Here is a 26,646-nt window from a genome sequence, read left to right on the forward strand (position 1 = left end):
CTAAATCTGAAGATTAGACAATGGCTCCCAATTTCCTACTTATTGACGCTGAAAAAGAATTCGATGTTTTGAAGGCGGCGGCGTCGCTGATCCGTGTGCAGATATTGAAGCTGCTGCACGAGGCCAACGGTCTCAATGTCAACGAGATCGCGCAGAGGCTGGACCTTCCCCAGTCCACCGTGTCGGCCGGTGTGACCGTTCTTGAAGAGGCGGGGCTGCTGCGAACCGAAACGCGCAAGGCGCGCAAGGGCAGCCAGAAAATCTGTTTTGCGACCTGCGACGAGCTTATCGTTTCGTTTCGAAGCCCCGAGACGCCGGCTGTATCCAACTACATTGCCGTCGCCATGCCGCTCGGCCTCTATACGCAGAGTTCGGTGACGGCGCCTTGCGGCATCTGTTCGCCGGAGGGCATTATCGGACTTCTGGATGTCCCTGATACCTTCATGGATCCCGACCGCATGAAGACTGCACTTTTGTGGTTCACATCGGGTCACGTCGAGTATCAATTCCCCAATAATGCCAAGATTCAGGGCCGAAACGTCGAGGAAGTCGAGTTTTCGATGGAGGTCAGTTCCGAGGTGCCAGGAACGCACAGCAACTGGCCGTCAGACATTACCCTCTCCGTCAACGGCAAGGAGATCGGGGTCTGGACCTCGCCCGGCGATTTCGGCGACAAGCGGGGTACGTTTACGCCCGACTGGTGGAAACTGTCCGGCTCGCAGTATGGAATGCTCAAAACCTGGCGCATTACTGCCAAGGGAACCTATGTCGATGGTACGCGCATTTCCGATGTGACGCTTGCGGATATAGATCTGTCCAGCCACCGCTCAATCCGCTTGCGGATCGAGGTAAAGGCGGATGCAAAGCATCCGGGCGGGCTCAACATCTTCGGCCGGGGTTTTGGGAATTACGATCAGGACATCGTATTGCGTCTGCGCACCGCAGACTGATCGGGCCAATTTCATAAAGTATGATTTTCGCGGTTGACAGGCGCGGCTTCCATTGGCAACTATATTATGAAATATGGTTTATATCATATTTTAAGATATAAATGCGCATGGGAGGAGAGCCTATGAAAGCGCGGGTTTCAGTCCACCGGGACTTCCGGATTGGGCGTATCGACGATCGCCTATATTCCGCCTTCATCGAACATATGGGGCGGGCGATCTATGGCGGGATTTACGAGCCCGGCCATCCGCAGGCGGATGAAAACGGTTTTCGCAAGGATGTGCTGAAATTCGTGCAGGATCTGAAGATTCCGGCGATCCGTTATCCCGGCGGCAACTTCGTTTCGGCCTATCGCTGGGAAGACGGCATCGGCCCCCGTGACAAACGGCCCGTGCGGCTTGATCTTGCATGGCGCTCCAAGGAAACCAACCAGATCGGCGTCAACGAGTTCGCAGACTGGGCGTCGATGGCAGGCATCGAGATGATGCTCGCCGTCAACCTCGGTTCCCGTGGTCTGGATGATGCCCGCAACTTTCTCGAATACGTGAATTTCCCCGGCGGCACCGAGCTTAGCGACCTTCGCCGCAGCCACGGCGCCGAAAAGCCGCATGGCGTGAAGATGTGGTGCCTCGGCAACGAGATGGACGGCCCCTGGCAGATTGGCCACAAGACGGCGGTGGAGTATGGCCGGCTGGCAAACGAAACCGCGAAAGCCTTCAAGGGTTTCGACCCCACCATCGAGGCAATCGTCTGCGGAAGTTCCAACGACGGCATGCCGACCTATCCCGAATGGGAGCGCGAGGTGCTGGAAGAATGCTACGAGAATGTGGACCACATCTCGCTGCATAAATATTTCGGCAATAACAGCCGCGACACGCTGAATTACTTCGGCAAGATCGAAGAAACAGGGCGTTACATTCAGACTATCGCCGGTGTCATCGATTACGTGAAAGCCAAGAAGCGCGCCAAGAACGATGTCTCCATCTGCTTCGACGAGTGGAATGTCTGGTACCATATCCGCGAAGACGACGGTAAACGCATCAAGAGCTGGGACTGGCCGGAAGCGCCTGCACTTCTGGAGGAGACCTACAATTTCGAGGATGCTCTCTTCGTGGCCGGGTTGCTCAACGAGTTCATCCGTCGCTCGGACAGGGTGCGCATCGCCTGCATTGCCCAGCTCGTCAATGTCATCGCCCCCATTCGCGCTGAAAAGAACGGACCGGCATGGCGCCAGACCATCTATTATCCCTATCAGTTCGCCTCGCTTTATGGTCGTGGCGTTGCACTGAACATTGCCGTCGATTGCCCGACCTACGATTGCAACGCGGCCGATGACGTCAAATATCTCGATGTCGCCGGCGTGTTTGATGAGGACGAGGGCGTGGTGACGCTGTTTGTCCTCAATCGTCATCTGACCGAAGCAGCAGAGCTCAATGTCGGTCTCACCGGCTTTTCGCCTGTGTCACTCAGCCTGCATCTTTCCATGGCGGGATATGATCTGAGGATCGGCAACGGTCCGGATCAACCCGACCGCGTCGTGCCGGTGCCGGGCAGCGGCATTGGTGTCGAGGATGGGGCGCTCAAAGGCTCTGTGCCGGCGCTGTCCTATCATGTTCTGCGCGTGAAGGTTCAGTGAGGCGGTGATGGGTGTCCGTCTCAGCAATATCGCCAAGTCCTTCGGCTCCTTTGCAGCCATCCGGGACGTTTCGATGGAGATTCCGACGGGCAGCTTCGCGGTTTTCGTGGGGCCATCCGGTTGCGGAAAATCCACCCTGTTGCGCATGATCGCCGGTCTTGAGGAAACCAGCGGCGGTCACATCGCCATCGACGAGCGCGACGTCACCGCTGTCGAGCCGGCGGATCGCGGCGTTGCCATGGTCTTCCAGAATTATGCGCTTTACCCGCATCTGACGGTGTTCGAGAACATGGCTTTCAGCCTGCGTCTCGCCCGCCGGCCGAAAGCGGAGGTGAATGAGAGAGTGGGGGAAGCTGCCCGCATCCTCCAGCTCGAGGACAATCTGCACAAGAAGCCATCGCAGCTTTCCGGCGGCCAGAGGCAGCGCGTGGCCATAGGCCGCGCGATCGTGCGACAGCCGAAGGTGTTTCTCTTCGATGAACCCCTGTCGAACCTGGATGCGGAACTGCGCGTGCAGATGCGGCTGGAACTGACCCGGCTTCACCGCAAGCTCGGCGCCACGATGATCTACGTCACGCATGACCAGGTGGAGGCCATGACGCTTGCGGACAAGATTTTCGTGCTGAAGGGCGGCATCGTGCAACAGGCCGGCGCGCCGCTCACCCTTTACGACGATCCGGACAATCGTTTCGTCGCTGGCTTCATCGGATCGCCCGCGATGAATTTCCTTGCTGCCGACATCGTCGGGCAGCGGGACGGTATCGTGACGCTTACGCCTGAAGGTGGTGAAAAGCACCTCGAAGCCCGGCTTTCGCATCCGGTTTCCCCCGGTCAGCGGGTCGAAATCGGCATAAGGCCCGAGCATCTGGTGATCACGCAAGAGGGTGCTTTGCCTGTCAATGTCGAGGTGGCGGAGGAGCTTGGCGACCTTTCCTATCTCTATACCCGAACGCGTGCCGGGAAAGAACTTGTCGTGCAGCGGCAGGGCTCGCGCGAGCGGCTGGATGGCCGGTCAGTCTCACTGAGTGCTTCGCCCGATCACATCATGGTTTTCGGCAGCGACGGCAAAAGGTTGCGATAGGCGCGAGGAGGCGCCTTTCGATGCAGTAGTAGACCGCCCCTTGAACGGGGTGTTTCCAACAAACGGGAGGAGTGAACGATGCGACTGATCAAGACATTGCTTGTTGGTACGGTTCTGGGCCTGAGCGCCCTGCCGGCACTGGCGAAGCAGGATATCGTCTGGTGGGACTTTCTGTCGGGCGGCGACGGTGTGCGCATGAAAGCGCTGATTGCTGCCTTCAACAAGGAACACCCTGACATTCAGATCAAGGGAACGACGCTAGAGTGGGGCGTTCCGTTCTATACCAAGGTACGCACGGCGTCCGCCGTGGGTGAGGGGCCCGATGTCATGACCTATCACCTGTCGCGCGCGCCGCTCGGCCTTGATGAAAAAGTAATGAGCGAAATTACCACAAAAGACCTTGATGATGCCGGGTTGAAGACCGGCGACTTTTTCAGCGCACCCGTCGAGGCAGCAACCCATGACGGCAAGCTTTATGCGGTGCCGTTTGATATCCATGCCCTTATTCTCTACTACAACGCCGATCTTCTGAAAGGGTCTCCCTATCTCGATGCCGAGGGTAAGTTGAACGGTATCAAGACGATGGAGGATTTCGAAAAGGCGCTGGCCTGGGCGAAGGACAAGGGCGTTCAGACGCCGGTTACCTATCAGTCGGGTGGCGAAGCCGGTGTCTGGCGTGTCTTTTATACACTGTTCTCACAACAGGGCGGCGAACTGGTCACCAATAACGAGGTGCTTGCCGGCGACAATGCGGAAAAGGCTGCCAAGGCGATCGATACCATGTCGAAATGGCGGGAAAACGGATGGGCGCCCGAGCAGGCGGAATATCCGGCGTCCGTTGCTCTCTTCTCCGCTGGCAAATCTGCCTTCCAGCTTAATGGCGTCTGGGAAGTTCCGACCTACAAGGATCTGGAAAAGAACGGCAAGCTCGGCTTCAAATGGAGCGCTGTGGAAGTTCCGCCTTTCATGGGCAAGCGCGCCACCTGGGCGGATTCGCACGCCTTTGCGATCCCCAACCAGGGTGACAAGACTGTTTCCGGCGAGAAACGCGCCGCTGTCATGACGGTTATTGGCTGGATGGAAAAACACGCCATCAGCTGGGCCGATGCGGGGCATATTCCGGCCTATAAATCGATCACCGAAAGCAGCGAATACAAGGCGATGCAGCCGAATGCCACATATGCCTCGCTGGCGGAGGCGGCAGTGTTCGATCCGAAGACCACGATTACCGGAGTTGCCTCACCCGCTTACGATGCGGCGCTTAATATCATCGCTCCGGCCATCCAGGGCTACATGAGCGGCGCGGATGCGGTCGAGCAGATCAAGTCCGAGCTTCAGGGCAAGCTCAAGTAATCCGAGACTGCCCTCTGGCTGTCAGCCGGAGGGCAGCGTGCAATGCGGGAGGTCCCGGAGGCATTCCATGGCTATGATTGAAAACCGGCGCAAGAAGTCGCTGATCGCACTGTCGATGGTGACGCCATTCATCGTGGTCTTCGCCACGTTCTTTCTTTACCCCCTGATCGAGATGATACGCATCAGCTTCACGGATGCGCCGCTTATCGGCGACGGCAACTGGGTCGGCCTGCAGAACTACATAAAATTGCTGAGCGACCGCCTGTTCGTCACCTCGCTCAAGAATAACGGCTATTTCGTGCTGCTGACGGTGGTGCCAACAACGCTCATCGCCCTGTTGATTGCGCTTGCGGTCAGCCGATTGTCCGGCATCAAGCAGACAATCGCCATGAGCCTGTTTTTCCTGCCTTATGTCCTGCCGGTTTCGGTCGTCACTGAGATCTGGGCCTGGATGCTCGACCTGCAGTTCGGCATTCTCCAACCGGTCATTTCGTTGCTGGCGGGCAAACCCGTCGCGGTTTTCAAGAACCCCAATTGGGTCATGCCGATGGTCGCTGTCGTCACCATCTGGTGGACGAACGGTTTTAACGTTCTGCTCTTCATTGCCGGCTTGCGAAACATTCCGACCGAGCTTTATGAGGCCGCAGCTCTTGATGGCGCAACGACATGGCAAAAGTTTCGGCGCGTCACATGGCCGCTTCTGTGGCCGGTGACCGCGCTGATCCTGACGCTGCAATTGATCCTGCAACTGAAGATATTCGACCAGATCTACCTCTTGAGCGGCGGCGGACCCTTCAATTCCAGTTTCGTGCTTCTCCTCAAGGTCTACCGGGAAGCCTTCCAGATGAACAATGGCGGTTATGCATCGGCCGTGGCGACCGTGCTCTTCCTGTTGATCGTCATCGTATCCGTTCTCCAGTTCCAGTTGCTACGCATCCGGAGGAATTCATGAGCCTGACCAAAAGACTTGAGAACGTCGTCCTGACCCTGCTGACATTTTCGGCAGCACTGGTATGGATTTTCCCGCTTTACTGGGGGTTCGTGACGTCGTTGCGCTCGGACGAGAATGTTGCGGGCAACACGTCGCTACTGCCTGATGAGTTCCAGCTTGGTGCCTATGTGAATGCCATCTTCAATACGCGGCTGTTGACCTGGTACGTGAATTCCATTGGCACTGCCGCGATCGTCACGGTCTCTGTGCTCATCATTTCGATGTTATGCGCCTATGCGCTATCGCAGATCCGCTTTCCGGGACGGCGACTGCTCTATGGCATCGTGCTCGCGAGTTTCATGGTGCCCGCGCAGACGCTTGTCGTGACACAGTTCATCCTGATGAAGAACCTCAACCTCATCAATACCTGGGCGGGCATCATCCTGCCGCAGCTGATCACGCCAATCGTCATCATCGTCTACAAGCAGTTCTTCGACAGCGTGCCCAAGGAGATGCGGGAGGCGGTGGTTCTGGATGGTGGCGGCGAATACACGATCCTGTTCAAGGTGTTTCTGCCGCTGAACTGGGGCATTACGACCGCCATGGCGATCGTGACCTTCATTACGGTGTGGAATGCCTTCTTCTGGCCTTTCCTCGTCATCACGTCCGAAAACATGATGACGATCCCCGTCGGCATCACGCAGGTCAACGACACCTTCGGCATCGTTTATGCACGCCTGATGGCGATTGCCATGCTGGCGGCGCTGCCGGTCATCGTCGCCTACATCATCTTCCAGCGACGCGTGACGGAAGCCATCATGATTTCGTCCGGCGTGAAAGGGTGAGGGCGGCGAAAGATGCCGGCGCCAGTCAGATGACGTGGGCGTTGTGCAGGGCAGTCAGCACCTCGTTCTTGAGGGTGGCGAGTTGCGGCGACCTTCTGTCGCGCGGGCGCGGCTCGTCCACTTCTATCCGCTGCTGGATACGGCCGTCATGGGCACCCATCATGTAAATGCGGTCACCGAGATAAAGCGCCTCGTCAATATCGTGGGTGACGAGCAGGAAGGAAATGCCGCGCTGTTCGACGAGTTTCAGAACTAGGTCCTGCAATCTCATCCGCGTGAAAGCATCGACCGCGCTGAAGGGTTCGTCGAGCAGCAAGATGCGCGGCCGGGTATAGAGCGCTCTTGCTATGGCGACACGCTGCGCCATGCCGCCTGAAAGGGCTTTCGGTAACGCGCTGCCATGGCCGCTCAAGCCCACATCGTTGATCAGTCCTTCTACCCGCTCGACATCATATTTCTTGCCGGCCGCATAACCGATGTTTTCGGCAACTGTCAGCCACGGCATCAGGCGGGGTTCCTGAAAGACAAAGGCGATGGGCGGTGAGTCCGATGCCTGAACTTCCTTTGCCTGCTGAACCTTCACAGCGCCTGAGAAATGCCGATCGAGGCCGGCGGCGATGCGCAGCAAGGTGCTTTTCCCACACCCACTTGGTCCGAGAAGAACCGCCGCTTCACCATCGCCGAGCGTCAGGTGAATATCCTGAAGGACAACCGTGTCTCCGAAGGCTTTTTCGCGAACATCGACATTGAGCAAACTCATCGCAGGCGCCCTCCTTGCTGAAGGGGATAAGTGTCGCGCCATCTGAGGCAACGTTCCTCGACTATCTTGAAGAGGCTGTCGGAAATCTTGCCGAGGACGGCAAGGCAGATAATCGCTATCATCACCAGATCGGGTCGGGAGAGTTCGCGCCCATCGGAAAGCATGTAGCCGATGCCCTCGGAGGCCGCCAGAAGTTCCGCTGCGACAACGCTCAGCCAGGCCAGCGACAGGCCGTAACGCAAGCCCGTGAACAGATGCGGCAAGGAGGCGGGAATGAAAATCCGCCAAACCAGCACTGGCAGCGGCTGGCGATACATCTCGCCCACTTCCACCAACTTGCGGTCGACATTCCTGATGCCGGAGAAGAGGTTGAGATAAACAGGGAAAAACGCGCTTTTGGCGATCAGTACGATTTTCGAGGTTTCGCCAATGCCGAACCAGATCATCAGCAGCGGCACCCAGGCGAGGCTCGGAACCGCGCGTAGCGCCTGAAACGTCGGTTCAATATAACGCTCGGCGGCAACGACCAGCCCGACCAGCGAACCGACGACGATTGCAAGAAGGGAGCCAATGACGAAGCCGACGAAGACACGTGCGGTACTGGCTGCGACATTCGTCCACAAAGGACCCTCGGCGAGCCTTAGAAACGTGTCGTAAAGCTCGGAGGGCGGCGGCAGCACATAGGGGCTTACCCAGCCCACGCGCACAAAGAATTCCAGCAGCAACAATGAGCCGACCGGCACGATCGCGCCGCGCAGGTCGAACCGTCCCAGGAAATTCCCCACTCTTTGCACGAACGGCAGTCGGGCAGGGAGTTGTTTCGTAGTCTGCTTCACGCGCTGAAATTCGCGCGGATGAGAATTCATGCTCCCAGCGCCTTTTTCGCCGGTGCCGGATCGATCAGCGACGAAAGGACGCTGTCGACATTGACGCCAGGACGCAGCACATCGTCGCCAAGCAACGGGGTCACGATACGGATCGAGTTCAGCAGTTCCTCGCCCGGAACTGGATCCTTCCAGTCGCGCTTTTCGATCGTCAGCTTGGTGATCTGGGGATCGTTTCCGGTGACCTTCGTGACGAAATCGATGAATTCGCCGTTGTTTTCACGGATCCATCTTTGTGTCTCGACCCAGACACCGAGGAGGCGTTCGACCGCTTTCGGGTATTTCGCCAGAAACTCCTCGGAAACGCTGAAGACGCTGCCGTCGCGCCAGCTACGCTCATCGAAAATCGCCCTGTCACCGGCAAGTTCTGCCTGGGATGTGTGTGGATCGATGCCGACCCATGCATCAACCTGTCCCTGCTGAAGCGCGTTGAATCCTTCCGGATGCTGCAGGTTCACGACCTTGAGGTCATCGATCGAAAGCTTGTTTTGGGCAAGGGCGCGCAGGAGGGTGAAATAGGGCGCGGTACCCTTGGTGACCGCAATGGTTTTGCCCTTGAGATCGGCGACGGTCTTGACCGGCGAATCCGGGCGAACCTGTATGATGGAAGAACCACCCCAGCTTGCCACATAGATCACCTTCAGCGGCACACCATTGGCGCGGGCCAGAAACGCGGAAAGTGCTGCCGAACCGGCAAAATCCGTCGAGCCGACCTTCAGGAATTCGAGCGAATTGTTGCTTCCGCGGGATTGTACCCAGGTGATCTTGGTGCCGACATCCTTGAACGCTTCCTCAAGCCAGCCCTTGTTCTTTATCAGCAGCGTGTGTGAGGAGTAAAATCCCCAATCCAGCTTCAGCTCAGCAGGAAACTCCTGTGAGCTCTGGGCCTGCGCGCTGCCCGTGGCAAAGGGTGCTGCGAGAGCCCCGGCAATGCTGAGTTTCAGGATCTGGCGGCGAGAATGTTTAGCCTTCATAATAGTGTACCTAATTTATGTAATTTGTGTATTTAAAGGGTATGGGCCGGCGTTTATGAGGTCAATCCAGCCTTCTGGAACCTCATCCCAAACTTCAGGGCGGGCGTGGAAAATCTCCCTACCGCTGGCCGGATCGGCGCGACGGCGCGTTATTCAGGGAAAAAACGATTGGCCGGACGTTGCAAACCGAGATGATCGCGCAATGTCGGTCCCTCATAGTCCTTTCGGAACAGGCCGCGCCTTTGCAGTTCGGGCACAAGCAGGGTCGTGAAATCGTCAAGTCCGGCAGGCAGGAACGGGAAGGTGACGTTGAAGCCATCCGACCCCTCTTCGTATAGCCATTGTTCCATCTCGTCGGCGATGGTTTTTGCCGTGCCGACAAATGCGAGACCCCCATAGCCACCCAGCCGCTGCGCCAGCTGGCGCACCGTCAGCCCCTCGCTCCTTGCAAGTTCGATCACCCTCTCGCGGCTGGATTTGCTTGCATTGGTTTCGGGAATGTCAGGCAAGGGGCCATCGGGATCGAAACTCGAAGCATCGTGGCCGAGCGCAATCGAAAGCGAGGCTATCGCGCTTTCATAATGGACGAGGCTGTCGAGCCTGGCGCGTTTGGCCTTGGCTTCTTCCACGCTATCGCCGACCAGAACGAAAGCGCCCGGCAGGATGACAATGCCGTCGCGGGAACGGCCTGCCGCAACGGTTCTGTCCTTGACGTCCCTGTAGAACGCTTTTCCCGCCGCAAGCGTGGGTGTTGCCGCAAAAACGACCTCGGCAGTTTCGGCTGCAAGCTGGCGCCCCGGCTCTGAAGCCCCGGCCTGAACGATGACGGGCCAGCCCTGCACCGGACGCGCTATATTGAGCGGACCGCGCACGGAAAATTCCGGTCCCTTGTGATTAAGCACATGCATTTTTTCAGGGTCGAAGAACAACCCGCTATCGACATCCCGGAGAAAGGCATCATCGGAAAAGGAATCCCACAGCCCGGTAACGACGTCGTAAAATTCCCGCGCTCTTCCATAACGCTCCGTGTGGTCAGGCTGTTCGTCCCGGCCGAAATTAAGCGCCGCATCCGGATTTGCTGTGGTGACGATGTTCCAGCCGGCGCGACCATTGCTGAGGTGATCGAGTGAGGCGAAACGCCGCGCTACGTGGTAGGGCTCATCGAATGTTGTGGAGGCGGTGGCAACCAGCCCGATGCGGGAGGTGACGGCGGCGAGCGCCGAAAGCAGGGTGAAGGGTTCGAAAGACGTGACGGTATGGCTGCGGCGCAGTGCTTCCGTCGGCATGTTAAGCACCGCCAGATGATCGGCCATGAAAAATGCATCGAATTTCGCGGCTTCAAGCTGTTGCGCAAATCGCGCCAGATGGCCGAAATTGAAGTTCGCGTCCGGGAAGGATCCGGGATAACGCCACGCACCCGTGTGAAGACTGACGGGCCGCATGAAGGCGCCGAGATGCAGTTTGCGATCGTTTGCCATTGGGCTTCACTCTTTCGTTGAAGTTTTGACCCGAGCGTTTTCTCTGTCGGCCGCCAAGGATCGAAGACCGGCTCGGTCCTCATCGCGACGATAGCCTTGCTGGCGGCTCGGTGCGGCAAAGACTATTGCGATTATGATTTCCAAACAGAAAGATTTTTCCTGAAATCATTCATTTCGCAAGATCGCTTTGCCTGCAACGGGTTTGCCTCATCGTGTTGACGTAATATCCGGCAAGCAATGTGCTTCACGTTGTGATCGCCAAGCAAATTTCGACGTATTTCGCGCAATGATTCAAATGAGAAAATGTCGTAAATTCAAAATATTGGTCTATATAGCTAATGTATTGGATGATTTCGAAATCGTAGTTCGAGATCGAAAACGTCGTTTGGAGATCCGGCGTGGTTGGGACACCCCCAAACCGCGCCGGACTGATCCGTGCTCAAACGTCCGCCATCAAACTGCCAGCAGCTTTTCGTTGCCGATGCGGGTTGTCTCGATGGCACCCTCCGTTTCGATGCGCTTGCCGGTGGCCGGATCGAAAAAGTGGAGGTGGGCCGGGGGCAGTTCGAAGTGGATGCGCTGGCCGGGTTTGACCAACAGATCTTCGCCTATGGCTGCGGAGAAAGTTTCGCCGGCGATTTCCGCATGTACGATGCGGCCCGAGCCCAGCTCTTCTACAAAGTCCACGGTTGCGGGCACGCCCGCACCCTCGATGCTGACCAGGCATTGTTCAGGGCGAATGCCGACTGTCACGTCGCGCCCGCGCAGCTCCAGCGCGGTCTCGGGGAAGAGTTTCACCGGCTGGCCGCCCAGCATGACGGATGGAGATTCGACCTCCACCCGCGTGTTGAACAGGTTCATCGCCGGTGAGCCGATGAAGGAGGCTACGAAGGTGCTGGCGGGGCGGTGATAGATATCGAGCGGATGACCGACCTGCTCCACATTGCCCTTGTTCATCACCACCAGCCGGTCGGCCAGCGTCATGGCTTCCACCTGATCATGGGTGACGAAGACGGAGGTGGCCGATAGGCGCTGGTGCAGTTTGCGGATTTCGGCGCGCATCGTCACACGCAGCTTTGCATCGAGGTTGGACAGCGGTTCATCGAACAGGAATACCTGCGGTTCGCGGATGATTGCGCGGGCCATGGCCACGCGCTGGCGCTGGCCACCGGAAAGGGCGGCGGGCTTGCGTTCGAGATAGTCGGAAAGGCCAACGATCTTGGCCGTTTCCTCGATGCGGCGAAGACGTTCAGCCTTGGGAACGCCTGCGACCTTCAGCGCATAACCGATATTGCCTGATACCGTCATATGCGGATAAAGTGCGTAGTTCTGGAACACCATGGCGCAACCGCGCTCGCGCGGCTCCAGCGTGTTGACGACGCGCCCGCCAATGGCGATTTCACCTGACGTGATATCCTCCAGCCCAGCGATCATTCGCAGAAGTGTGGACTTGCCGCAGCCCGAGGGGCCGAGGATGACGACGAATTCGCCGGTTTCGAAAGTGAGATCCACGCCGTGCAGGGTCGGGGTCTTGCCATAGGATTTGCGGACCTGCCGAATATCGATCTGAGCCATGATATTAAGAACCTTGTTGTTGAGAGCCACGCGTCGCGTCGTCACTTGTCGGATGACACTAGACCGCGCACGAACCAGCGTTGCAGGAACGCCACGACGAGAAGCGGCGGCATGATGATGATGAGGGAACCGGCAAGCGTGACGTTCCAGTCCGGCGTGCCGTCCTCCGAAGGCAAAAGGGCACGCAACGACATCATCACCGTCTTGTAGGAGGGGTCGGTGACCATCAGCAGCGGCCACAGATACTGGTTCCACGAGGAGACGAAGAGAATGGTGGTTAGGGCCAGCATGTTGGTGCGCGAGAGCGGCAGCAGCACGTCGAAAAAGAAACGCACGGGGCCGGAGCCATCCATGCGCGCCGCCTCCGCAAGTTCATCAGGTAGGGTCATGAAAAACTGCCGGTAGAGAAAGGTGCCGGTGGCCGTGGCGACAAGCGGCAGCGACAGGCCCGCATAGGAATTGAGCAGGTTCCATTCGATGTTGACTTCGACACCGCTCACCAGCGCTATAAGGTAACGGAACGGCTGGAACACATCCGCTGCCACGGCATAGGTCGGAACGGCGCGAATTTCGAGCGGCAGCATCAGCGTGATGAAGACGGACCAGAAAAACAGGTGTTTCAGCGGCGAGCGGAAAAACACGATGGCGAAGGCGGTCAGAGCGGAAAGGGCTACCTTGCCCGCTGTGACGAGCGAGGCCATCACCAGGCTGTTGAACATGGCGTTGCCCAGATTGGCGCGGTTCCAGGCGGTGCTGAGATTTTTGAAAAGCTCGCCCTGCGGCATGAAGCTGAAGGGCGTGTGGTTCACCTGCTGCACCGTCTGGCTGGCGCCTGCCAATACCACGATGAAGGGGCCGATAAGAAGCAGAAGTCCCGCGACCATGACCACGTAGGTAAAGGCGTCGGCATAGGGCGTGCGCTGTATCATCTCTCAGGCCTCACTTGTAATGGACGCGCCGCTCGATGAAGCGGAACTGGATGAAGGTGAAGACCATGATGAGGCCGATGAGGACGATGGTTTGTGCCGAGGCGCCGGAATAGTTCAGCCCTTCGAAGGCCTCGGTGACGATGCGGTAAACCATCACATCGGTGGCGCGATTGGGGCCGCCCGCCGTCAGCGAATGCACGATGCCGAACGTGTCCTGGCCGACGAAACCCTCGGTCATCATCGTCACCATCAGGAAGAACAGCGTGGGTGCGAGCAACGGCACCTGAATGTCTATGGCGCGGCGGATCGGGCCGGAGCCATCCATCGCCGCAGCTTCCGTCAGCGAACGGGGCACGGATTGCAGGCCGGCAAACAGGAAGATGAAGGTGTAGCCCGCCCATTTCCAGATAAAGATGGCGATGACGAGCGCCAGTGCATGTTCGCCGTATTTCGCCGGGTTCCAGATATCTGGCCAGGCGGCGTTGAGTGAAGCGGCCAACCCGCGTTCCGGCGACAGGATGAAGCGGAAGGCCATGCCTGCGGCGGGACCTGCGATGGCGAAGGGCAGGATATACAGAACCCGGAAAAATCCGGAGCCGGGAAGCTGGCGGTCGACGGAGAGCGCCAGGGTGAGGCCGATGAGGATGGCGACGAAGGGGCCGACGGTCGCGAAGATCAGGCTGACGGTAACGGAATGCCAGTAGAATGGATCAGAGAAGACTTCCTGGAAATTGGCGAAACCAACGAATTCTGCCGCGCCGCCGAAGGGCGGCTGGAGGGTGAAGGCCCAGTTGATCACCGCCGCCACGGGCCAGTAGAAGAACAGGAGGATCAGTGCCAGCTGCGGCAATGCGAACAGCAGCGGCAACCATGTGCTTTTGAAAACGGCGCGCTTTTCCATGAAATATCCGAAACAGAAAATGGCATTAAGGGTTTGCCCGCGCGGAGACGGGCAAACCCAGGCGAAAAGGACCGCTTAGTTCAGCTTGGCGCCGGCATAGGTCTTTTCGAAGCGGCGCAGGCCGGCATTCGAGCGCTCGACAGCCTTGTCGAGTTCGGTCTGAATATCGGCGTTCTGCATGAAGATGGCTTCGAGCGAGGTCGAGACTTCCTTGCGGATCTGCGTGAAGCCGCCGAGGCGGATGCCGCGGGTATATTCGGAAGGCGGCGTAAACGTGAGGCTTTCGATTGCCTTTTCACGGCCCTTGTAGGGCGCCTTGTCGTAGAAGCCGTTGGCCTTCATGGCGTCGAAGCCGGTCTTGGTGACCGGGATGTAGCCGGTAACGGTCGACCACCACTCAACCATATCAGGCTGCGCGATGAAGTTTAGGAATGCGGCCGCACCCTTGTATTCAGCTTCCGGACGACCAGCCATGACCCAGAGCGAAGCGCCGCCAACCAGCGAGTTGTGGCGCTCGGTGCCCTTCCAGATCGGCAGCATGGCGACGTCCCACTTCACGCCCTCAGGCATGGTCTTGCCGACGGTGCCATGGCCGGCAATCGAGGACATGAACATCTGGCAGGTCTGCGAGGTGAAAGCGGGCAGGATATCCATGCCGAGCTGCTTGGTCTTGACGACGAACAGCTTCTCGTCCTGCATCTTCTTGAAGAATTTGACCTGATCAACGAACTTCGTCTTGTTGATCGTCAGTTCGGCGTCGAGGCCCTGATAACCGTTGCCCTTGGTGGCGATTGGCTGGTTGTGGATGGCAGAGAACTGTTCCATCAGCATCCAGGTGTCGAAATTAAAGGCCAGCGGGCATTCGAAACCGGCCGTCTTGAGCTTCCGGGCGGCTTCTTCAACCTGTTCCCATGTGTCGGGCTTGAAGGTGATGCCGGCTTTTTCGAAAGCGGTGACATTGTAATAGAAGACCGCAGTGGAGGAGTTGTAGGGGAAGGAGTTCAGCTCGCCGTCAGCCGTTGCATAATAATTGGCAATGCCGGGGAAATAGTTGTTCCAGTCGATCTTGTAGCCGTTGTCGGCCATCAGCTTCTTGGCGGGAACGAAAGCCTTGGACAACATCATGTCCAGCGTGCCGGCATCGTAGATCTGGGTAATGGCGGGCTGCTTCTTGGCGCGGTAGGCGGCAATGGTGTTCTGCAGCGTGGCGTCGTAGTCGTTCTGCGACGTGCAGACGATTTCGAATTCAGCCTGGGAGTCGTTGAACTTCTTGCAGGTTTCCTGAACGCGGTCGCCGAGATCGCCGGAAAGGCCGTGCCAGAATTCGAATTTGGTCTTTTCTGCGTGGGCAGCCGTGGCGCCGAAGGCGGCGGCAATGGCAACGCCTGCCACGAAAGAGGTCAGAGCGGAAGATTTCATAAGTTGAGCCCCGTTGATGGAGTAATGGCATGACCGGCGAGGACGTCACGTCCCCAACACGAAGCCACGGGCTCTGCTAGCAGCCGTCTTTGACGGATCGCTTACACTTTGTTGAACGTTTTGTGATGAGTGAAGGTACAGGCACGCATAGGCGTCCAGGGAAAATCAGATAAACGGGTTTTATCTGATTTTCCGTTGTTTTTCAGTTCTTTACTTGAAATGTCTTTCTTCGCTACTTGTCGCTGAATGATCTGTTAGCATCAACCCCGACGTGCCGCCTCGATGGTGGCGACGTCGATTTTCTTCATATCCATCATTGCCGCGAAGGCACGTTTGGCCTCGGCGCCACCGGCGGACATTGCTTCCATCAGCACCCGCGGGGTGATCTGCCAGGAGATGCCCCATTGGTCCTTGCACCAGCCGCAGGCACTTTCTTCTCCGCCGTTACCGACGATGGCATTCCAGTATCGGTCCGTCTCTTCCTGATCTTCAGTCGAAATCTGGAACGAGAAAGCCTCGGTGTGCTTGAATGTCGGGCCACCGTTGAGGCCGATACAGGAGACGCCTGCCACCGTGAATTCCACCATCAGCACGTCCCCCTCCTTGCCGGAGGGGTAATCGCCCGGCGCCCGATAGACGGAATTGACGGTGCTGTCGGGAAAGGTCTCGGCATAAAATCTGGCTGCGGCCTCGGCATCCCTATCGTACCAGATGCAGATCATGTTCTTCTTCACGGCGTGTTCCTCCCAAAAGAAAGCCCCATTCGGTAAACAATGTCGCCATGCGCCGATCGTTCCGAAAGGAGGCGGGAAGGTGCAATTTTGCAAAGGAATAAAGGTTGTGCGTCATGACGGTGCCGGCGCGATGATCAAACACGACGCGCATGGATATTTAAATCCAGCGCCTCACCCTTCGGCGATAGGCATCATATGCCGGGCCCAGCCGCGCCCGTTCTGAAGAATAAATATGAAACAATGTCTCTTTGTAACGTGAAGCGCGTGCTTGACCTAATATGCAGATTTTTGCGGCAGGAAGACGCGTATTGCCCAAATTTCGCCCGTACCATCAACTCGCGTGATCAACGTCAAGATTATCCTTAAATATTATTTAATAATGCAATCATATTGTTGGTGAACGATTTTCAGTAGAAACTGTCCAGCTGCCATCGGAGGATCGCGCGTGAGTTTTCTTGATCGTGGTGCCAATGCTTTCGCGGTTCTTGCCGCGCTCTCCAAATCTCAAGCCATCATCGAATTTGATATGGCCGGAAAGATTCTCGCCGCCAACGAGAATTTCTGTCGTGCGCTCGGTTACGAGCTGGCGGAAATAGTCGGCAGACATCACAGCATGTTCGTTGAACCTGAAGTCGTGTCATCGCAGGACTACAAGGCCTTCTGGTCAAAGCTTTCGGCCGGCCAGTTCGATCAGCGGCAGTACAAGCGCATTGGCAAGGGTGGCAGGGAAGTCTGGATCGAGGCCTCCTATAATCCGGTGTATCGTCGCGGCAAGCCGGTCAAAGTGGTCAAGATCGCCACTGATATTACCGAGCGCAAGCTGAAGGCGGCGGAAGATGCGGGCAAGATCGACGCCCTGTCGCGGGCGCAGGCCATCATCGAGTTCTCTCCGAACGGCGAGGTCCTGACGGCCAACGAGAATTTTCTGGCGGCGCTCGGCTATTCGCTCGCCGAGGTGCAGGGAAGGCATCATTCGATGTTCTGCGAACCCGCCTACACACAGTCCCCGCAATATGCGCAATTCTGGAAAAGGCTTGCCGGCGGCGATCTGGTGGCGGATGAATTCATGCGGCTTGGCAAGGGCGGTCGCAAGGTTTTCATTCAGGCCTCCTATAATCCGATCTTCGATTTGTCCGGCAAGGTGTTCAAAGTCGTCAAATTTGCCACCGACGTGACCGGACGTGTTGAAAATGTCGAAAAGCTCGCGCAGTCCCTGACCAATCTGGCTGACGGTGATCTTTCGCAGAGCATCGACAAACCCTTTATCCCCTCGCTTGAAAGATTGCGGTCCGACTTCAACGCAGCCTCGAAAAAGCTCAAGAAGGCCATGACGCTGGTCTCTGAAAATGCCGGCGCCATTTCTTCGGGGTCGAATGAAATAAGGTCCGCGGCCGACGATCTCGCCAGACGTACGGAACAGCAGGCCGCCTCTATCGAGGAGACGGCTGCAGCCCTCGAGGAAATCACCACCACCGTCAATGATTCAAGCCGCCGTGCGGAAGAGGCTGGAAAAATCGTCGGCCGTGCCCGCGACCACGCCGAACATTCAGGTCAGGTTGTGCGCGATGCGATCAGTGCCATGGACCAGATCGAAAAATCGTCGCGTGAGATTTCGAATATTATCGGCGTTATCGACGAGATTGCCTTTCAGACCAATCTGCTTGCGCTGAATGCAGGCGTGGAAGCTGCCCGCGCAGGCGAAGCAGGCAAGGGTTTTGCCGTGGTCGCGCAGGAAGTTCGCGAACTTGCGCAACGCTCGGCGACTGCCGCAAAGGAAATCAAGAGCCTGATCAACGCGTCTGGCACGCAGGTTGAAAACGGCGTTGGCCTTGTTACCAAAGCGGGCTCTGCCTTGCAGGAAATCGCGGAACAGGTGCGCGACATCAACACCAATGTCGTAGCGATCGTCGATGCCGCGCGCGAACAGTCGACCGCGCTCGCCGAGATAAATCAGGCAGTCAACACCGTTGACCAGGGAACGCAGCAGAATGCCGCGATGGTTGAGGAGCAGACGGCTGCCAGCCACAGCCTTGCACGGGAAGCGGCAGCGTTGTTTGAGCTTCTAGGGCAATTCCGGTTCGATGACGCATCGCACTCGACATCGTCGTCGCGGAGCGGCTTCGAGCAGCAGGCTACCTTTGCCACTCCGCGTCGCCCGGCATCCCGCCCGCTTGCGGTGCGCGGTTCCGCTGCAGTCGCCGTCGAACATGAGGATTGGCAGGACTTCTAAGCACACAAGATGGCCTTGCCGACGCGGAAATGCGACCTTTATTCTGGACGCATGGAAGCCTCGGCAAGGCCCAAACCGAAGCTTCCATTGAAGAAGAGCCCTAGGTCTGGGCATATCTTGCAGAATGCCTGATAATCGGCGTATCGGGCGTGGGATTTGCGGGGAGTTTTGCTTGGCGGTGATATCGACACGCTGCGTGAGTCTTGCTCTGTGGTTGCTGGCGCTTGCCAGTGGCACGACCGGGGCCGAGGAGAAGGTCGATGGCAAAGTCTCCTGCGCCTACACCCATGATGTCGCGCCGGAATTGTGCATCCGTGTCGAAAGCTACAATAACGACCTGTGTCACGCCATCGAGGTTCTGGCCGGGCGCCACGCCGTTCCGCCGGATTATTTCGCCCGGCTCATCTGGCGGGAAAGCCTGTTCCGGGCCAATGCGGTCAGCCCGAAGGGCGCGGAAGGCATAGCACAGTTCATGCCTGGAACCGCAAAGCTGCGTGGTCTCAAAGACAGCTTCAACATAATCGCCGCACTCGAGGCCTCTTCCCGGTATCTGTCCGAGTTGAATAAGCAGTTTGGCAATTTCGGTCTCGCCGCCGCAGCTTATAATGCGGGCGAGGCGGGATTGCGGAATTTTATCGCGACCGGTCGGCTGCCGACGGAAACCCGGGATTATGTGTTTGCGATAACGGGATATCCGGTTGAGAAATGGAAGGACAACCCGCCGGAAAAGGCGGCCCCGGCATTGGATGAGACCCGCTCTTTCATCGATGCCTGTCTGCGTCTGGCCGATACGCGAACGATGAACGATCCTGTCCTCATCTCGTCGGCCGACTGGGCGCCCTGGGGCGTGCAGCTTGCCGCGCATTATAATCCGGCGGTGGCGAACCGGCTTTTTACCCGCGCCATTGGCCAACTATCCGGGCCGCTTAATGCCGAGCGGGCTTTGATCGTGCGGCAGCGAGGCGGCAATTTCGGTTCGCGCCCGCGTTATGCCGCCCGCATCGGCCGCGATACACGCGCCCAGGCCAACGAGCTTTGCGGCGAAATCCGCCAGGCCGGCATTCCCTGCACCGTGTTCCGCAACAGATGAGAACACCTGTATGACCCTGTCGATCATAACAAGTTGATCAGCATCTGGGTCGCACCTCCTTTCAGAGCAAAATTATCGAGCCTAGATTGCAACGCTGACGACGGAACGTGTCGGCTGATGGTATTCTGTGAGGGAAGAAAACTGAAAATGAGATGGCTTGAAGCGGGATGTCTGGTCGGCGTGCTGGCCGCCATTTCTGGGTGCGCCACGACCGGGCAGACGGACGCATCGCAAACGGTGGCGAGCCTCGTGGGCCAGCCCCTGGATGCGGCTATCGCCAGACTCGGCCGTCCTAACAAGGTGATCATCGAAAAGGGCGCGACGGAATCCTATTGGCTGAAGGTGGATGTTGAGACCTATGCCGGCCTCTCCAACAAGCGGGAAATCCGCACCTTGAACGGGCAGGTGCGGATATCGGAAACGGAAGGCATGAAGATCAAGGAGCATCGCCGCGACTGCATCATCAAGATCACCGCGGATCCCGCTTCCACCATCAAGACCAGCGAAATCATCGGCAATCCGGCCAATTGCGAGAACATTATCAATCGCCCAAACACCTGAGGCGGTCGCATTCGAGACTGTTGCATCGCTTCGAACGACCGAACCACCGTAAGAGGTGGATTGTGGGCGATCTCCTAATATGCGACCATCCGTGCCGGAGGATGCGTGCATGGTATCGACGCTGTCGCATATACGAGAGATCGAACGTGTCGGCATGGGCGCGGTCAGCCCCCGTGATACGCCGGTCATCCAGTCCTGGCTGCGCTGCCTCAATGACTACAAGCTCGACCCAACGATTGCGCAGGAAGCCTATATCGTGCCCGAGCTGAAGCTTCGGGAGCATCGCGAGCAGGCCGAGGAGCTCATCCGTATCGGCCGCTCCGGTCTCGAAGCCCTGTTCAACCAGATTGCCGAGCAGAATTACGTCCTGCTGCTGTCGGATGCGCGCGGCGTTACCGTCGATTTCATGGGCGACCCGACCTTCGACAACCAGTTGCGGAGGGCGGGGCTTTACCTTGGCTCGGAATGGTCGGAAAACCGGGCCGGCACCTGCGCTGTTGGCGCCTGCCTCGTTTCCGGCGAGCCGGTGATCATCCATCAGGATGACCATTTCGATACCAGCCATATCGGGCTGACCTGCACTGCGGCGCCCGTCTTCGATACGCTCGGCGATCTCACCGCCGTGCTCGACATTTCCCAGCTGCGCTCGCCGACGGCCAAGGCCAGCCAGCAACTGGCGCTGCATCTCGTTGCCTCCACCGCGCGGCGCATCGAGCTTGCCAATCTCATGACCCGCACCCGCAATGACTGGGTGTTGCGTCTTGCACGTTCACCTGAGTTTCTTGACGTCGATCCCGATGCGGCGATCGCCCTTGATGGCAGCGGACGTATCACCGGCATGACCCATGGTGGCTTCGGGGCGCTGGCGCGCTCCATGAACATGCACGGCCTTGCCACCCGCGATTTTCTCGGCCAGCCGATTTCCTCGGTCTTCGATATCGATGTGGACGACCTGCCGCGCTTTATGCGCGGGCGGCCGAATGGCGAGCGGCTTTTGCGCGCCCGCAACGGTCTGGTGCTTTTTGCCAGCGCGATCGCGCCCGCCGTCAGCATTCGCGCTCCTGTCACGCCAGAGCCACGCTTGCCGCGAGCGCTGAGGGACATGAGCAACGGCGATCCCGCGATGGAAAAGGTGCAGGCGCGGGCAGCAAAGCTTGCCGCCCGCGATATTCCCATCCTCATTCAGGGTGAGACGGGCAGCGGCAAGGAATATCTGGCACGGGCGATCCATGACAGCTGCAACAGCGACGGCAATTTCGTCGCCGTCAATTGTGCGGCGATCCCGGAGCATCTGATCGAATCTGAATTGTTCGGTTACACACCCGGTGCCTTCACCGGCGCCAGCCAGAAGGGCAAGCGCGGTCTCATCGAGGAGGCAAGTGGCGGCACTTTGTTCCTGGATGAGATTGGCGACATGCCGCTTTCTCTTCAAAGCCGCCTGCTGCGCGTGCTTTCGGAAAACGAGGTGCAGCCGGTTGGCGCATTGAAAGCCAAGCCGGTGCGTCTGAGAGTACTGTCCGCATCGCACCGCGATCTTGCCGAGCTGGTGAAGGAAGGCCGTTTCCGGCAGGACCTCTATTATCGCCTGAACGCCGCAACGGTGACGCTGCCGGCGCTGCGGGAGCGCGAGGATCTCGGCTGGCTGATCGATCAGTTTCTCCGCCGCATCGAGAAGGAAAACGGCGAGACCTACAGGATCGATAAGGCGGCACGGGCAATTCTGCTTGACCATGACTGGCCAGGCAATCTGCGCGAACTCTTCAATGCACTGCGGGTTGCAGCCGCGCTTTCCGATGGCGGCAAGATCGATCCGGGTTGCCTGCCTGAACACCTCTTTGCCGAAGTCGCGACCGATGATGCTTTGCGCGATGACGACGATCTGCGCCGGGCGCTGAAGGACTGCGGCAACAACGTCTCGGCGCTGGCGCGAAGCCTCGGCGTCAACCGCTCCACCATTCACCGCCGTCTCAAACGCCTGAATTGACTGCGGCCGAACCGGTGCGACCATTGCAACACCTGTTGCACGGAACCTGTTGCATTCTGCCGGCGAGCCTCAGAGCTGAATTTGTAACCAATTGAAAATACGTCAAGATATGGCGCAAGCCAATCTGGCATGCCGCTTGCTGATCCTTCTGTGCAAGAACTACAGGAGGAAATGCAATGAAAGCACTGCGCTTTCACGCCGCCAAGGACCTACGCATCGAGGATGTGGATATGCCGCCCGAGCCCGGTCCGGGTGAGGTGCTCGTCGAAAACAAGTTCTGCGGCATCTGCGGCACGGACCTGCACGAATATGCCTATGGCCCGATCTTCGTGCCGAAGGAGCCGCATCCTTTCACCGGCGCGCACGGGCCGCAAATTCTCGGTCATGAATTCGGCGGTGTCGTCAAGGCCGTAGGCGAGGGCGTTAGCCATGTAAAGCCCGGCGACCGGGTATCGATCCAGCCGCTCATCATGCCGCGCCATGGCGACTATTATGCTGATCGCGGTCTTTATCACCTGAGTAAAAATCTCGCTCTCGCCGGTCTGTCCTGGCATTCCGGCGGCATGGCGCAGGCCGCTCTTCTCAACGACTATAACGTACAGCCGATACCCGATGCGCTTTCCGATCAGGAAGCGGCCCTCATCGAGCCGACGGCAGTCGCGGTTTATGCCTGCGACCGTGGCGGTGTCACGGCCGGCAGCAGCGTGCTTGTGACCGGTGCCGGGCCGATCGGCATTCTCGTCGCCATGGCGGCCAGGGCGGCCGGTGCCTCGCAGATATTTCTTTCCGATCTCAACGACACGCGTCTGGCGCTGGCGCGGGCGGCGCTTGGCGAGGTGCGCACGATCAATCCCAAGACGGAAAAGGTGGGCGATGTCATCCGTGCCGAGACCGAAGGCAATGTTGGCTGCGATGTTGCCATCGAATGCGTCGGCAATGAATATGCGCTGAAGAACTGCGCCGATGCCGTGCGCAAGCAGGGCGTTGTGGTGCAGACCGGCCTCCACCCCGGCGAAAACCCGCTGAACTGGTTCGACGTGACTTTCAAGGACATCGATATCCGCGGCTCCTGGGCCTATCCGACTCACTACTGGCCGCGTGTTGCCCGGCTGATTGCCAGCGGCCAGATCCCGGCGAGCCGGATCGTTACCAAAAACGTTTCACTCAGCGAGGCGGTCACGGAAGGGTTCGACCAGCTGCTCGACCCGGCCGGCAAGCATCTGAAGATCCTGATCGACCTGTCGCGATAGGCCGATTTGAAGTGCGGGGCGGTTGAGGAGCCGTCCCGTTTCCACATTGAGCAGGAGGAGGAATACATGCTCGACAAGACCCCCACCACCCGCCTTCAGGCGCTTCTCGATACGTTCGGGGCAGCACTCGAAGCTGGCCGCATCGATGATGCCGTTAATCTGTTTGCCGAGGATTGCTACTGGCGCGACCTCGTTGCCTTTACCTGGAACATCAAGACCGTTGAAGGTCGCGATCAGGTGCGCGACATGCTGCAGGCGCAGCTTTCGACGGCCAGACCCACAAACTGGCGCATCGCTACCGGCGAGGAGGCAACGGAGGCGGATGGTGTGCTTGAAAGCTGGATCACCTTCGAGACGGCGACAGGGCGCGGCTACGGCCTCGTGCGCTTCAGGAACGGGCAGATATGGACGCTGCTGACGGCGCTTTCCGAACTGAAGGGCCATGAGGAAAAATCGGGCTTCACCCGCCCGCTCGGCGCAAGGCACGGCCAGAACCTTGGTGCCAAAACCTGGATGGAGGAGCGCGAGGAGGAAGCGCGCACGCTCGGTTATGACAAGCAGCCCTATACCGTCATCATCGGCGGTGGGCAGGGCGGCATCGCGCTCGGTGCCCGGTTGCGCCAGCTCGGCGTGCCGACGATCATACTCGAAAAGAACGAGCGGCCGGGTGATAGCTGGCGCAAGCGCTACAAGTCGCTCTGCCTGCATGACCCGGTCTGGTACGACCATCTGCCTTACATCGATTTTCCGAAGAACTGGCCGGTCTTTGCTCCCAAGGACAAGATCGGCGACTGGCTCGAATTCTACACGAAGGTGATGGAACTGAACTACTGGACCCGCTCCACTGCCAAATCCGCCAAGTGGGACGAGGCGGCGAAGGAATGGTCGATCGTCGTCGATCGCGATGGCGAGGAAGTCGTGCTCCGGCCAAAGCAACTGGTCTTTGCCACCGGCATGTCGGGCAAGGCCAATATTCCGGATTTCAAGGGGCGCGAGCGCTTCAACGGCGATCAGCACCATTCCTCGCAGCATCCGGGGCCGGATGGGTACAAGGGCAAGAAGGTCGCAGTGATCGGTTCCAACAATTCGGCCCATGATATCTGCGCCGCACTCCACGAAGCGGGTGTCGATGTGACCATGATCCAGCGCTCGACGACCCATATCGTCAAATCCGATACGCTGATGGATATAGGGCTCGGTGCGCTCTATTCCGAACAGGCGTTGGCGAATGGGGTGACGACGGCGAAGGCCGATCTCATCTTCGCGTCGCTGCCCTACCGGATCATGCATGAGTTCCAGATCCCGCTTTACGACAAGATGCGGGAGCGCGACGCCGATTTTTACGCCGCACTGGAAAAAGCCGGGTTCCAGCTAGACTGGGGTGCGGATGGCTCGGGCCTCTTCATGAAGTACCTGCGGCGCGGCTCCGGTTATTATATTGATATCGGCGCCTCGCAGCTGATCATCGATGGCAAGGTGAAGCTTGCCGCCGGTCAGGTGGACGAGATCACCGAAAATTCGATCAAGCTCGCTGACGGCAAGGAGATCCCTGCTGACGTCATTGTCTATGCGACGGGATATGGTTCGATGAATGGCTGGGTCGCTGATCTCATCGATCAGGAAACGGCAGACAGGGTCGGCAAGGTCTGGGGTCTCGGTTCGGATACGCCGAAAGACCCGGGGCCGTGGGAAGGCGAGCAGCGCAACATGTGGAAGCCGACGCAGCAGGAGGCGCTTTGGTTCCACGGCGGCAACCTGCACCAGTCGCGGCATTATTCGCAATATCTCGCGTTGCAGTTGAAAGCGCGCATGGAGGGGCTTCCTACACCTGTCTATGCATTGCAACCGGTTCACCACACACGCTGACCACGGGTATTTCGATCGATAACGGTAATGCAGAAAGGGGGCGGAACATTCCGCCCCCTTTCTGAATCCGATGCAGGCAATGCCCCCGGTTTCTGTGGATCACGGCAACCGCTGTTGTTAGTGTGAGCCTCTGCGCATATGTTGGAAAACTCAATATCGATTTCCGGCCAAAGCGGACAGAAGAACAATGACCTCCCAGTTGGATTTTTTCGCTTCCGCGACGGCGCGGCTTCCTCAGGCTGAGCGCGGGCGAAAAGCGGGTGGTCGTGAAACGACGCTGAAATCGGTTCCTGATGATGAGGCCTTGGTCGGATATCTCGAATCCACAGGCAATTACCGCGTCCTGCGCAAGTTGCAGCCGCGCGCGATATGCGAGCAGCCGCGACCGGGGTTTCCACGTCAGGGCGTGATCCTCGACACCGAGACCACGGGCCTCAACCACCGAACTGACGAGATCATCGAAATCGGCGTCATTACCTTCACATTCGACGATCAGGGCACGATCGGCGATGTCACCGGGGTCTATGGCGGTCTGCGACAGCCGGGCACTTCCATTCCGGAAGAAATCACGCGCCTGACGGGTATCACCGATGAAATGGTTGCCGGACAGACGATAGACATCGACCGGCTGACCTCCCTGGTTGAAGGTGCTGATCTGATCATTGCCCACAATGCCGGCTTCGATCGTCCGTTTTGCGAGGCCTTCTCGCCGATCTTCCGCAATAAGGCCTGGGCCTGCTCCGTCTCTGAGGTTGACTGGAGTGGTCGGGGTTTTGAGGGCAGCAAGCTCGCCTACCTCATCGGGCAATCCGGCTATTTCCATGACGGCCACCGAGCAGTCGACGATTGTTTCGCTCTGCTGGAGGTGCTGGAACAGGTACGCGCCGGCCAAAGCGGGACGCCCTTCATGGAACTCCATGAAGCCAGCCAGCACTCCCGGGTTCGCATTTACGCGGAGAACAGCCCGTTCGACATGAAGGATCATCTGAAAAAGCGGGGCTATCGCTGGTCTGATGGTTCCGATGGCCGGCCGAAATCCTGGTGGGTGGAACTGGCGGAGGAAAAGCTCGAAGAAGAGCTGCATTTCCTCCGAACCGAAATTTACCGCTGGGACGCCGATCCCACGGTCAAGTATCTGACGGCATTCGACCGGTTCAAAGCCGGCTAGAAAGAAACCGCGACGGCCATACCGTCAAGTTTGCACAGCTCTGCGTTTT

General features: G+C 58.4%; 23 protein-coding genes. 13 read left to right on the forward strand and 10 right to left on the reverse strand.

The features are described 5' to 3' along the window. Positions 1-20 precede the first annotated feature (20 nt). From AC5SEO_RS04080 to AC5SEO_RS04105, 6 genes are all read left to right on the forward strand, one after another. Positions 21-950 carry an ArsR/SmtB family transcription factor gene (locus AC5SEO_RS04080; protein ID WP_495363735.1) on the forward strand — a complete coding sequence of 310 codons (930 nt, stop codon included), beginning with the start codon at positions 21-23 and terminating at the stop codon, positions 948-950. 122 nt (positions 951-1,072) lie between these two features. Continuing rightward, positions 1,073-2,584, forward strand: coding sequence for an arabinosylfuranosidase ArfA (gene arfA, locus AC5SEO_RS04085; RefSeq protein WP_013761387.1), 1,512 nt, complete (start codon positions 1,073-1,075; stop codon positions 2,582-2,584). Between the two features lie 7 nt (positions 2,585-2,591). Next, positions 2,592-3,665: an ABC transporter ATP-binding protein gene (locus AC5SEO_RS04090; RefSeq protein ID WP_003517841.1), complete on the forward strand. Its 1,074-nt coding sequence runs from the start codon at positions 2,592-2,594 to the stop codon at positions 3,663-3,665. Positions 3,666-3,743: 78 nt separating this feature from the next. After that, positions 3,744-5,018 carry an extracellular solute-binding protein gene (locus AC5SEO_RS04095; protein ID WP_495363736.1) on the forward strand — a complete coding sequence of 425 codons (1,275 nt, stop codon included), beginning with the start codon at positions 3,744-3,746 and terminating at the stop codon, positions 5,016-5,018. Between the two features lie 67 nt (positions 5,019-5,085). Further along, a complete protein-coding gene (locus AC5SEO_RS04100; RefSeq protein WP_162724358.1) occupies positions 5,086-5,970 on the forward strand; it encodes a carbohydrate ABC transporter permease in 885 nt (294 codons plus the stop codon). Next, a complete protein-coding gene (locus tag AC5SEO_RS04105; RefSeq protein WP_112959750.1) occupies positions 5,967-6,794 on the forward strand; it encodes a carbohydrate ABC transporter permease in 828 nt (275 codons plus the stop codon). The genes AC5SEO_RS04100 and AC5SEO_RS04105 overlap by 4 nt, the downstream gene beginning before the upstream one ends. 25 nt (positions 6,795-6,819) lie before the next feature. Here the strand turns inward: AC5SEO_RS04105 and AC5SEO_RS04110 are convergent, their stop codons facing one another. From AC5SEO_RS04110 to AC5SEO_RS04155, 10 genes are all read right to left on the reverse strand, one after another. After that, positions 6,820-7,554, reverse strand: coding sequence for an ABC transporter ATP-binding protein (locus AC5SEO_RS04110; protein ID WP_112959749.1), 735 nt, complete (start codon positions 7,552-7,554; stop codon positions 6,820-6,822). After that, a complete protein-coding gene (locus AC5SEO_RS04115) occupies positions 7,551-8,420 on the reverse strand; it encodes an ABC transporter permease (protein WP_495363737.1) in 870 nt (289 codons plus the stop codon). Before AC5SEO_RS04115 ends, AC5SEO_RS04110 begins: the two co-directional genes overlap by 4 nt. Beyond that, positions 8,417-9,412: an aliphatic sulfonate ABC transporter substrate-binding protein gene (locus AC5SEO_RS04120; protein WP_112959747.1), complete on the reverse strand. Its 996-nt coding sequence runs from the start codon at positions 9,410-9,412 to the stop codon at positions 8,417-8,419. The genes AC5SEO_RS04115 and AC5SEO_RS04120 overlap by 4 nt, the downstream gene beginning before the upstream one ends. Before the next feature lie 149 nt (positions 9,413-9,561). Beyond that, positions 9,562-10,890, reverse strand: coding sequence for an LLM class flavin-dependent oxidoreductase (locus AC5SEO_RS04125; RefSeq protein WP_112959746.1), 1,329 nt, complete (start codon positions 10,888-10,890; stop codon positions 9,562-9,564). A 453-nt stretch (positions 10,891-11,343) separates the two neighbouring features. Beyond that, the gene (locus AC5SEO_RS04130) at positions 11,344-12,465 is read right to left on the reverse strand and encodes a sn-glycerol-3-phosphate import ATP-binding protein UgpC (protein WP_025595982.1); all 1,122 of its coding nucleotides are present in this window, start codon (positions 12,463-12,465) and stop codon (positions 11,344-11,346) included. Positions 12,466-12,506: 41 nt separating this feature from the next. After that, the gene (locus AC5SEO_RS04135; protein ID WP_003517820.1) at positions 12,507-13,394 is read right to left on the reverse strand and encodes an ABC transporter permease subunit; all 888 of its coding nucleotides are present in this window, start codon (positions 13,392-13,394) and stop codon (positions 12,507-12,509) included. A gap of 10 nt (positions 13,395-13,404) precedes the next feature. Then, positions 13,405-14,295, reverse strand: coding sequence for a carbohydrate ABC transporter permease (locus AC5SEO_RS04140; RefSeq protein ID WP_003517818.1), 891 nt, complete (start codon positions 14,293-14,295; stop codon positions 13,405-13,407). Between the two features lie 75 nt (positions 14,296-14,370). Then, positions 14,371-15,714, reverse strand: a complete 1,344-nt coding sequence (locus AC5SEO_RS04145; RefSeq protein ID WP_003517816.1) for an extracellular solute-binding protein — start codon at positions 15,712-15,714, stop codon at positions 14,371-14,373. A gap of 260 nt (positions 15,715-15,974) precedes the next feature. Next, positions 15,975-16,448 (reverse strand): VOC family protein, encoded by a 474-nt coding sequence (locus AC5SEO_RS04150; protein ID WP_112959744.1) that lies wholly within the window; start codon positions 16,446-16,448, stop codon positions 15,975-15,977. Then, a complete protein-coding gene (locus AC5SEO_RS04155; protein ID WP_019566439.1) occupies positions 16,414-16,599 on the reverse strand; it encodes a hypothetical protein in 186 nt (61 codons plus the stop codon). Before AC5SEO_RS04155 ends, AC5SEO_RS04150 begins: the two co-directional genes overlap by 35 nt. A 294-nt stretch (positions 16,600-16,893) precedes the next feature. Here AC5SEO_RS04155 and AC5SEO_RS04160 point away from each other — a divergent pair, with 294 nt between their 5' ends. From AC5SEO_RS04160 to AC5SEO_RS04190, 7 genes are all read left to right on the forward strand, one after another. Continuing rightward, complete coding sequence (locus AC5SEO_RS04160; protein ID WP_003517811.1) at positions 16,894-18,678, forward strand: methyl-accepting chemotaxis protein; 1,785 nt, start codon at positions 16,894-16,896, stop codon at positions 18,676-18,678. A 196-nt stretch (positions 18,679-18,874) separates the two neighbouring features. After that, positions 18,875-19,768 carry a transglycosylase SLT domain-containing protein gene (locus AC5SEO_RS04165; protein ID WP_112959772.1) on the forward strand — a complete coding sequence of 298 codons (894 nt, stop codon included), beginning with the start codon at positions 18,875-18,877 and terminating at the stop codon, positions 19,766-19,768. Positions 19,769-19,915: 147 nt separating this feature from the next. Further along, complete coding sequence (locus AC5SEO_RS04170) at positions 19,916-20,329, forward strand: hypothetical protein (RefSeq protein ID WP_112200858.1); 414 nt, start codon at positions 19,916-19,918, stop codon at positions 20,327-20,329. A gap of 109 nt (positions 20,330-20,438) precedes the next feature. Continuing rightward, positions 20,439-22,313 carry a sigma-54-dependent Fis family transcriptional regulator gene (locus AC5SEO_RS04175; RefSeq protein ID WP_003517806.1) on the forward strand — a complete coding sequence of 625 codons (1,875 nt, stop codon included), beginning with the start codon at positions 20,439-20,441 and terminating at the stop codon, positions 22,311-22,313. Between the two features lie 176 nt (positions 22,314-22,489). After that, positions 22,490-23,563, forward strand: a complete 1,074-nt coding sequence (locus AC5SEO_RS04180) for a 2,3-butanediol dehydrogenase (protein WP_035199305.1) — start codon at positions 22,490-22,492, stop codon at positions 23,561-23,563. Positions 23,564-23,629: 66 nt separating this feature from the next. Further along, positions 23,630-25,429, forward strand: coding sequence for an NAD(P)/FAD-dependent oxidoreductase (locus tag AC5SEO_RS04185; protein ID WP_003517801.1), 1,800 nt, complete (start codon positions 23,630-23,632; stop codon positions 25,427-25,429). Positions 25,430-25,616: 187 nt separating this feature from the next. Continuing rightward, positions 25,617-26,597, forward strand: coding sequence for a 3'-5' exonuclease (locus tag AC5SEO_RS04190; RefSeq protein WP_013761373.1), 981 nt, complete (start codon positions 25,617-25,619; stop codon positions 26,595-26,597). The last annotated feature ends 49 nt before the right edge of the window (positions 26,598-26,646 follow it).

The sequence above is a fragment of the Agrobacterium sp. K11 genome, assembly GCF_059429395.1.

Excerpts from the sequence above, each read along its gene's own strand:
- AC5SEO_RS04080 (WP_495363735.1), top strand. The coding sequence starts at position 21 with ATGGCTCCCAATTTCCTACTTATTGACGCTGAAAAAGAATTCGATGTT.
- arfA (WP_013761387.1), top strand. The coding sequence starts at position 1,073 with ATGAAAGCGCGGGTTTCAGTCCACCGGGACTTCCGGATTGGGCGTATC.
- AC5SEO_RS04090 (WP_003517841.1), top strand. The coding sequence starts at position 2,592 with ATGGGTGTCCGTCTCAGCAATATCGCCAAGTCCTTCGGCTCCTTTGCA.
- AC5SEO_RS04095 (WP_495363736.1), top strand. The coding sequence starts at position 3,744 with ATGCGACTGATCAAGACATTGCTTGTTGGTACGGTTCTGGGCCTGAGC.
- AC5SEO_RS04100 (WP_162724358.1), top strand. The coding sequence starts at position 5,086 with ATGGCTATGATTGAAAACCGGCGCAAGAAGTCGCTGATCGCACTGTCG.
- AC5SEO_RS04105 (WP_112959750.1), top strand. The coding sequence starts at position 5,967 with ATGAGCCTGACCAAAAGACTTGAGAACGTCGTCCTGACCCTGCTGACA.
- AC5SEO_RS04110 (WP_112959749.1), bottom strand. The coding sequence starts at position 7,554 with ATGAGTTTGCTCAATGTCGATGTTCGCGAAAAAGCCTTCGGAGACACG.
- AC5SEO_RS04115 (WP_495363737.1), bottom strand. The coding sequence starts at position 8,420 with ATGAATTCTCATCCGCGCGAATTTCAGCGCGTGAAGCAGACTACGAAA.
- AC5SEO_RS04120 (WP_112959747.1), bottom strand. The coding sequence starts at position 9,412 with ATGAAGGCTAAACATTCTCGCCGCCAGATCCTGAAACTCAGCATTGCC.
- AC5SEO_RS04125 (WP_112959746.1), bottom strand. The coding sequence starts at position 10,890 with ATGGCAAACGATCGCAAACTGCATCTCGGCGCCTTCATGCGGCCCGTC.
- AC5SEO_RS04130 (WP_025595982.1), bottom strand. The coding sequence starts at position 12,465 with ATGGCTCAGATCGATATTCGGCAGGTCCGCAAATCCTATGGCAAGACC.
- AC5SEO_RS04135 (WP_003517820.1), bottom strand. The coding sequence starts at position 13,394 with ATGATACAGCGCACGCCCTATGCCGACGCCTTTACCTACGTGGTCATG.
- AC5SEO_RS04140 (WP_003517818.1), bottom strand. The coding sequence starts at position 14,295 with ATGGAAAAGCGCGCCGTTTTCAAAAGCACATGGTTGCCGCTGCTGTTC.
- AC5SEO_RS04145 (WP_003517816.1), bottom strand. The coding sequence starts at position 15,714 with ATGAAATCTTCCGCTCTGACCTCTTTCGTGGCAGGCGTTGCCATTGCC.
- AC5SEO_RS04155 (WP_019566439.1), bottom strand. The coding sequence starts at position 16,599 with ATGCGCGTCGTGTTTGATCATCGCGCCGGCACCGTCATGACGCACAAC.
- AC5SEO_RS04170 (WP_112200858.1), top strand. The coding sequence starts at position 19,916 with ATGAGATGGCTTGAAGCGGGATGTCTGGTCGGCGTGCTGGCCGCCATT.
- AC5SEO_RS04175 (WP_003517806.1), top strand. The coding sequence starts at position 20,439 with ATGGTATCGACGCTGTCGCATATACGAGAGATCGAACGTGTCGGCATG.
- AC5SEO_RS04180 (WP_035199305.1), top strand. The coding sequence starts at position 22,490 with ATGAAAGCACTGCGCTTTCACGCCGCCAAGGACCTACGCATCGAGGAT.
- AC5SEO_RS04185 (WP_003517801.1), top strand. The coding sequence starts at position 23,630 with ATGCTCGACAAGACCCCCACCACCCGCCTTCAGGCGCTTCTCGATACG.
- AC5SEO_RS04190 (WP_013761373.1), top strand. The coding sequence starts at position 25,617 with ATGACCTCCCAGTTGGATTTTTTCGCTTCCGCGACGGCGCGGCTTCCT.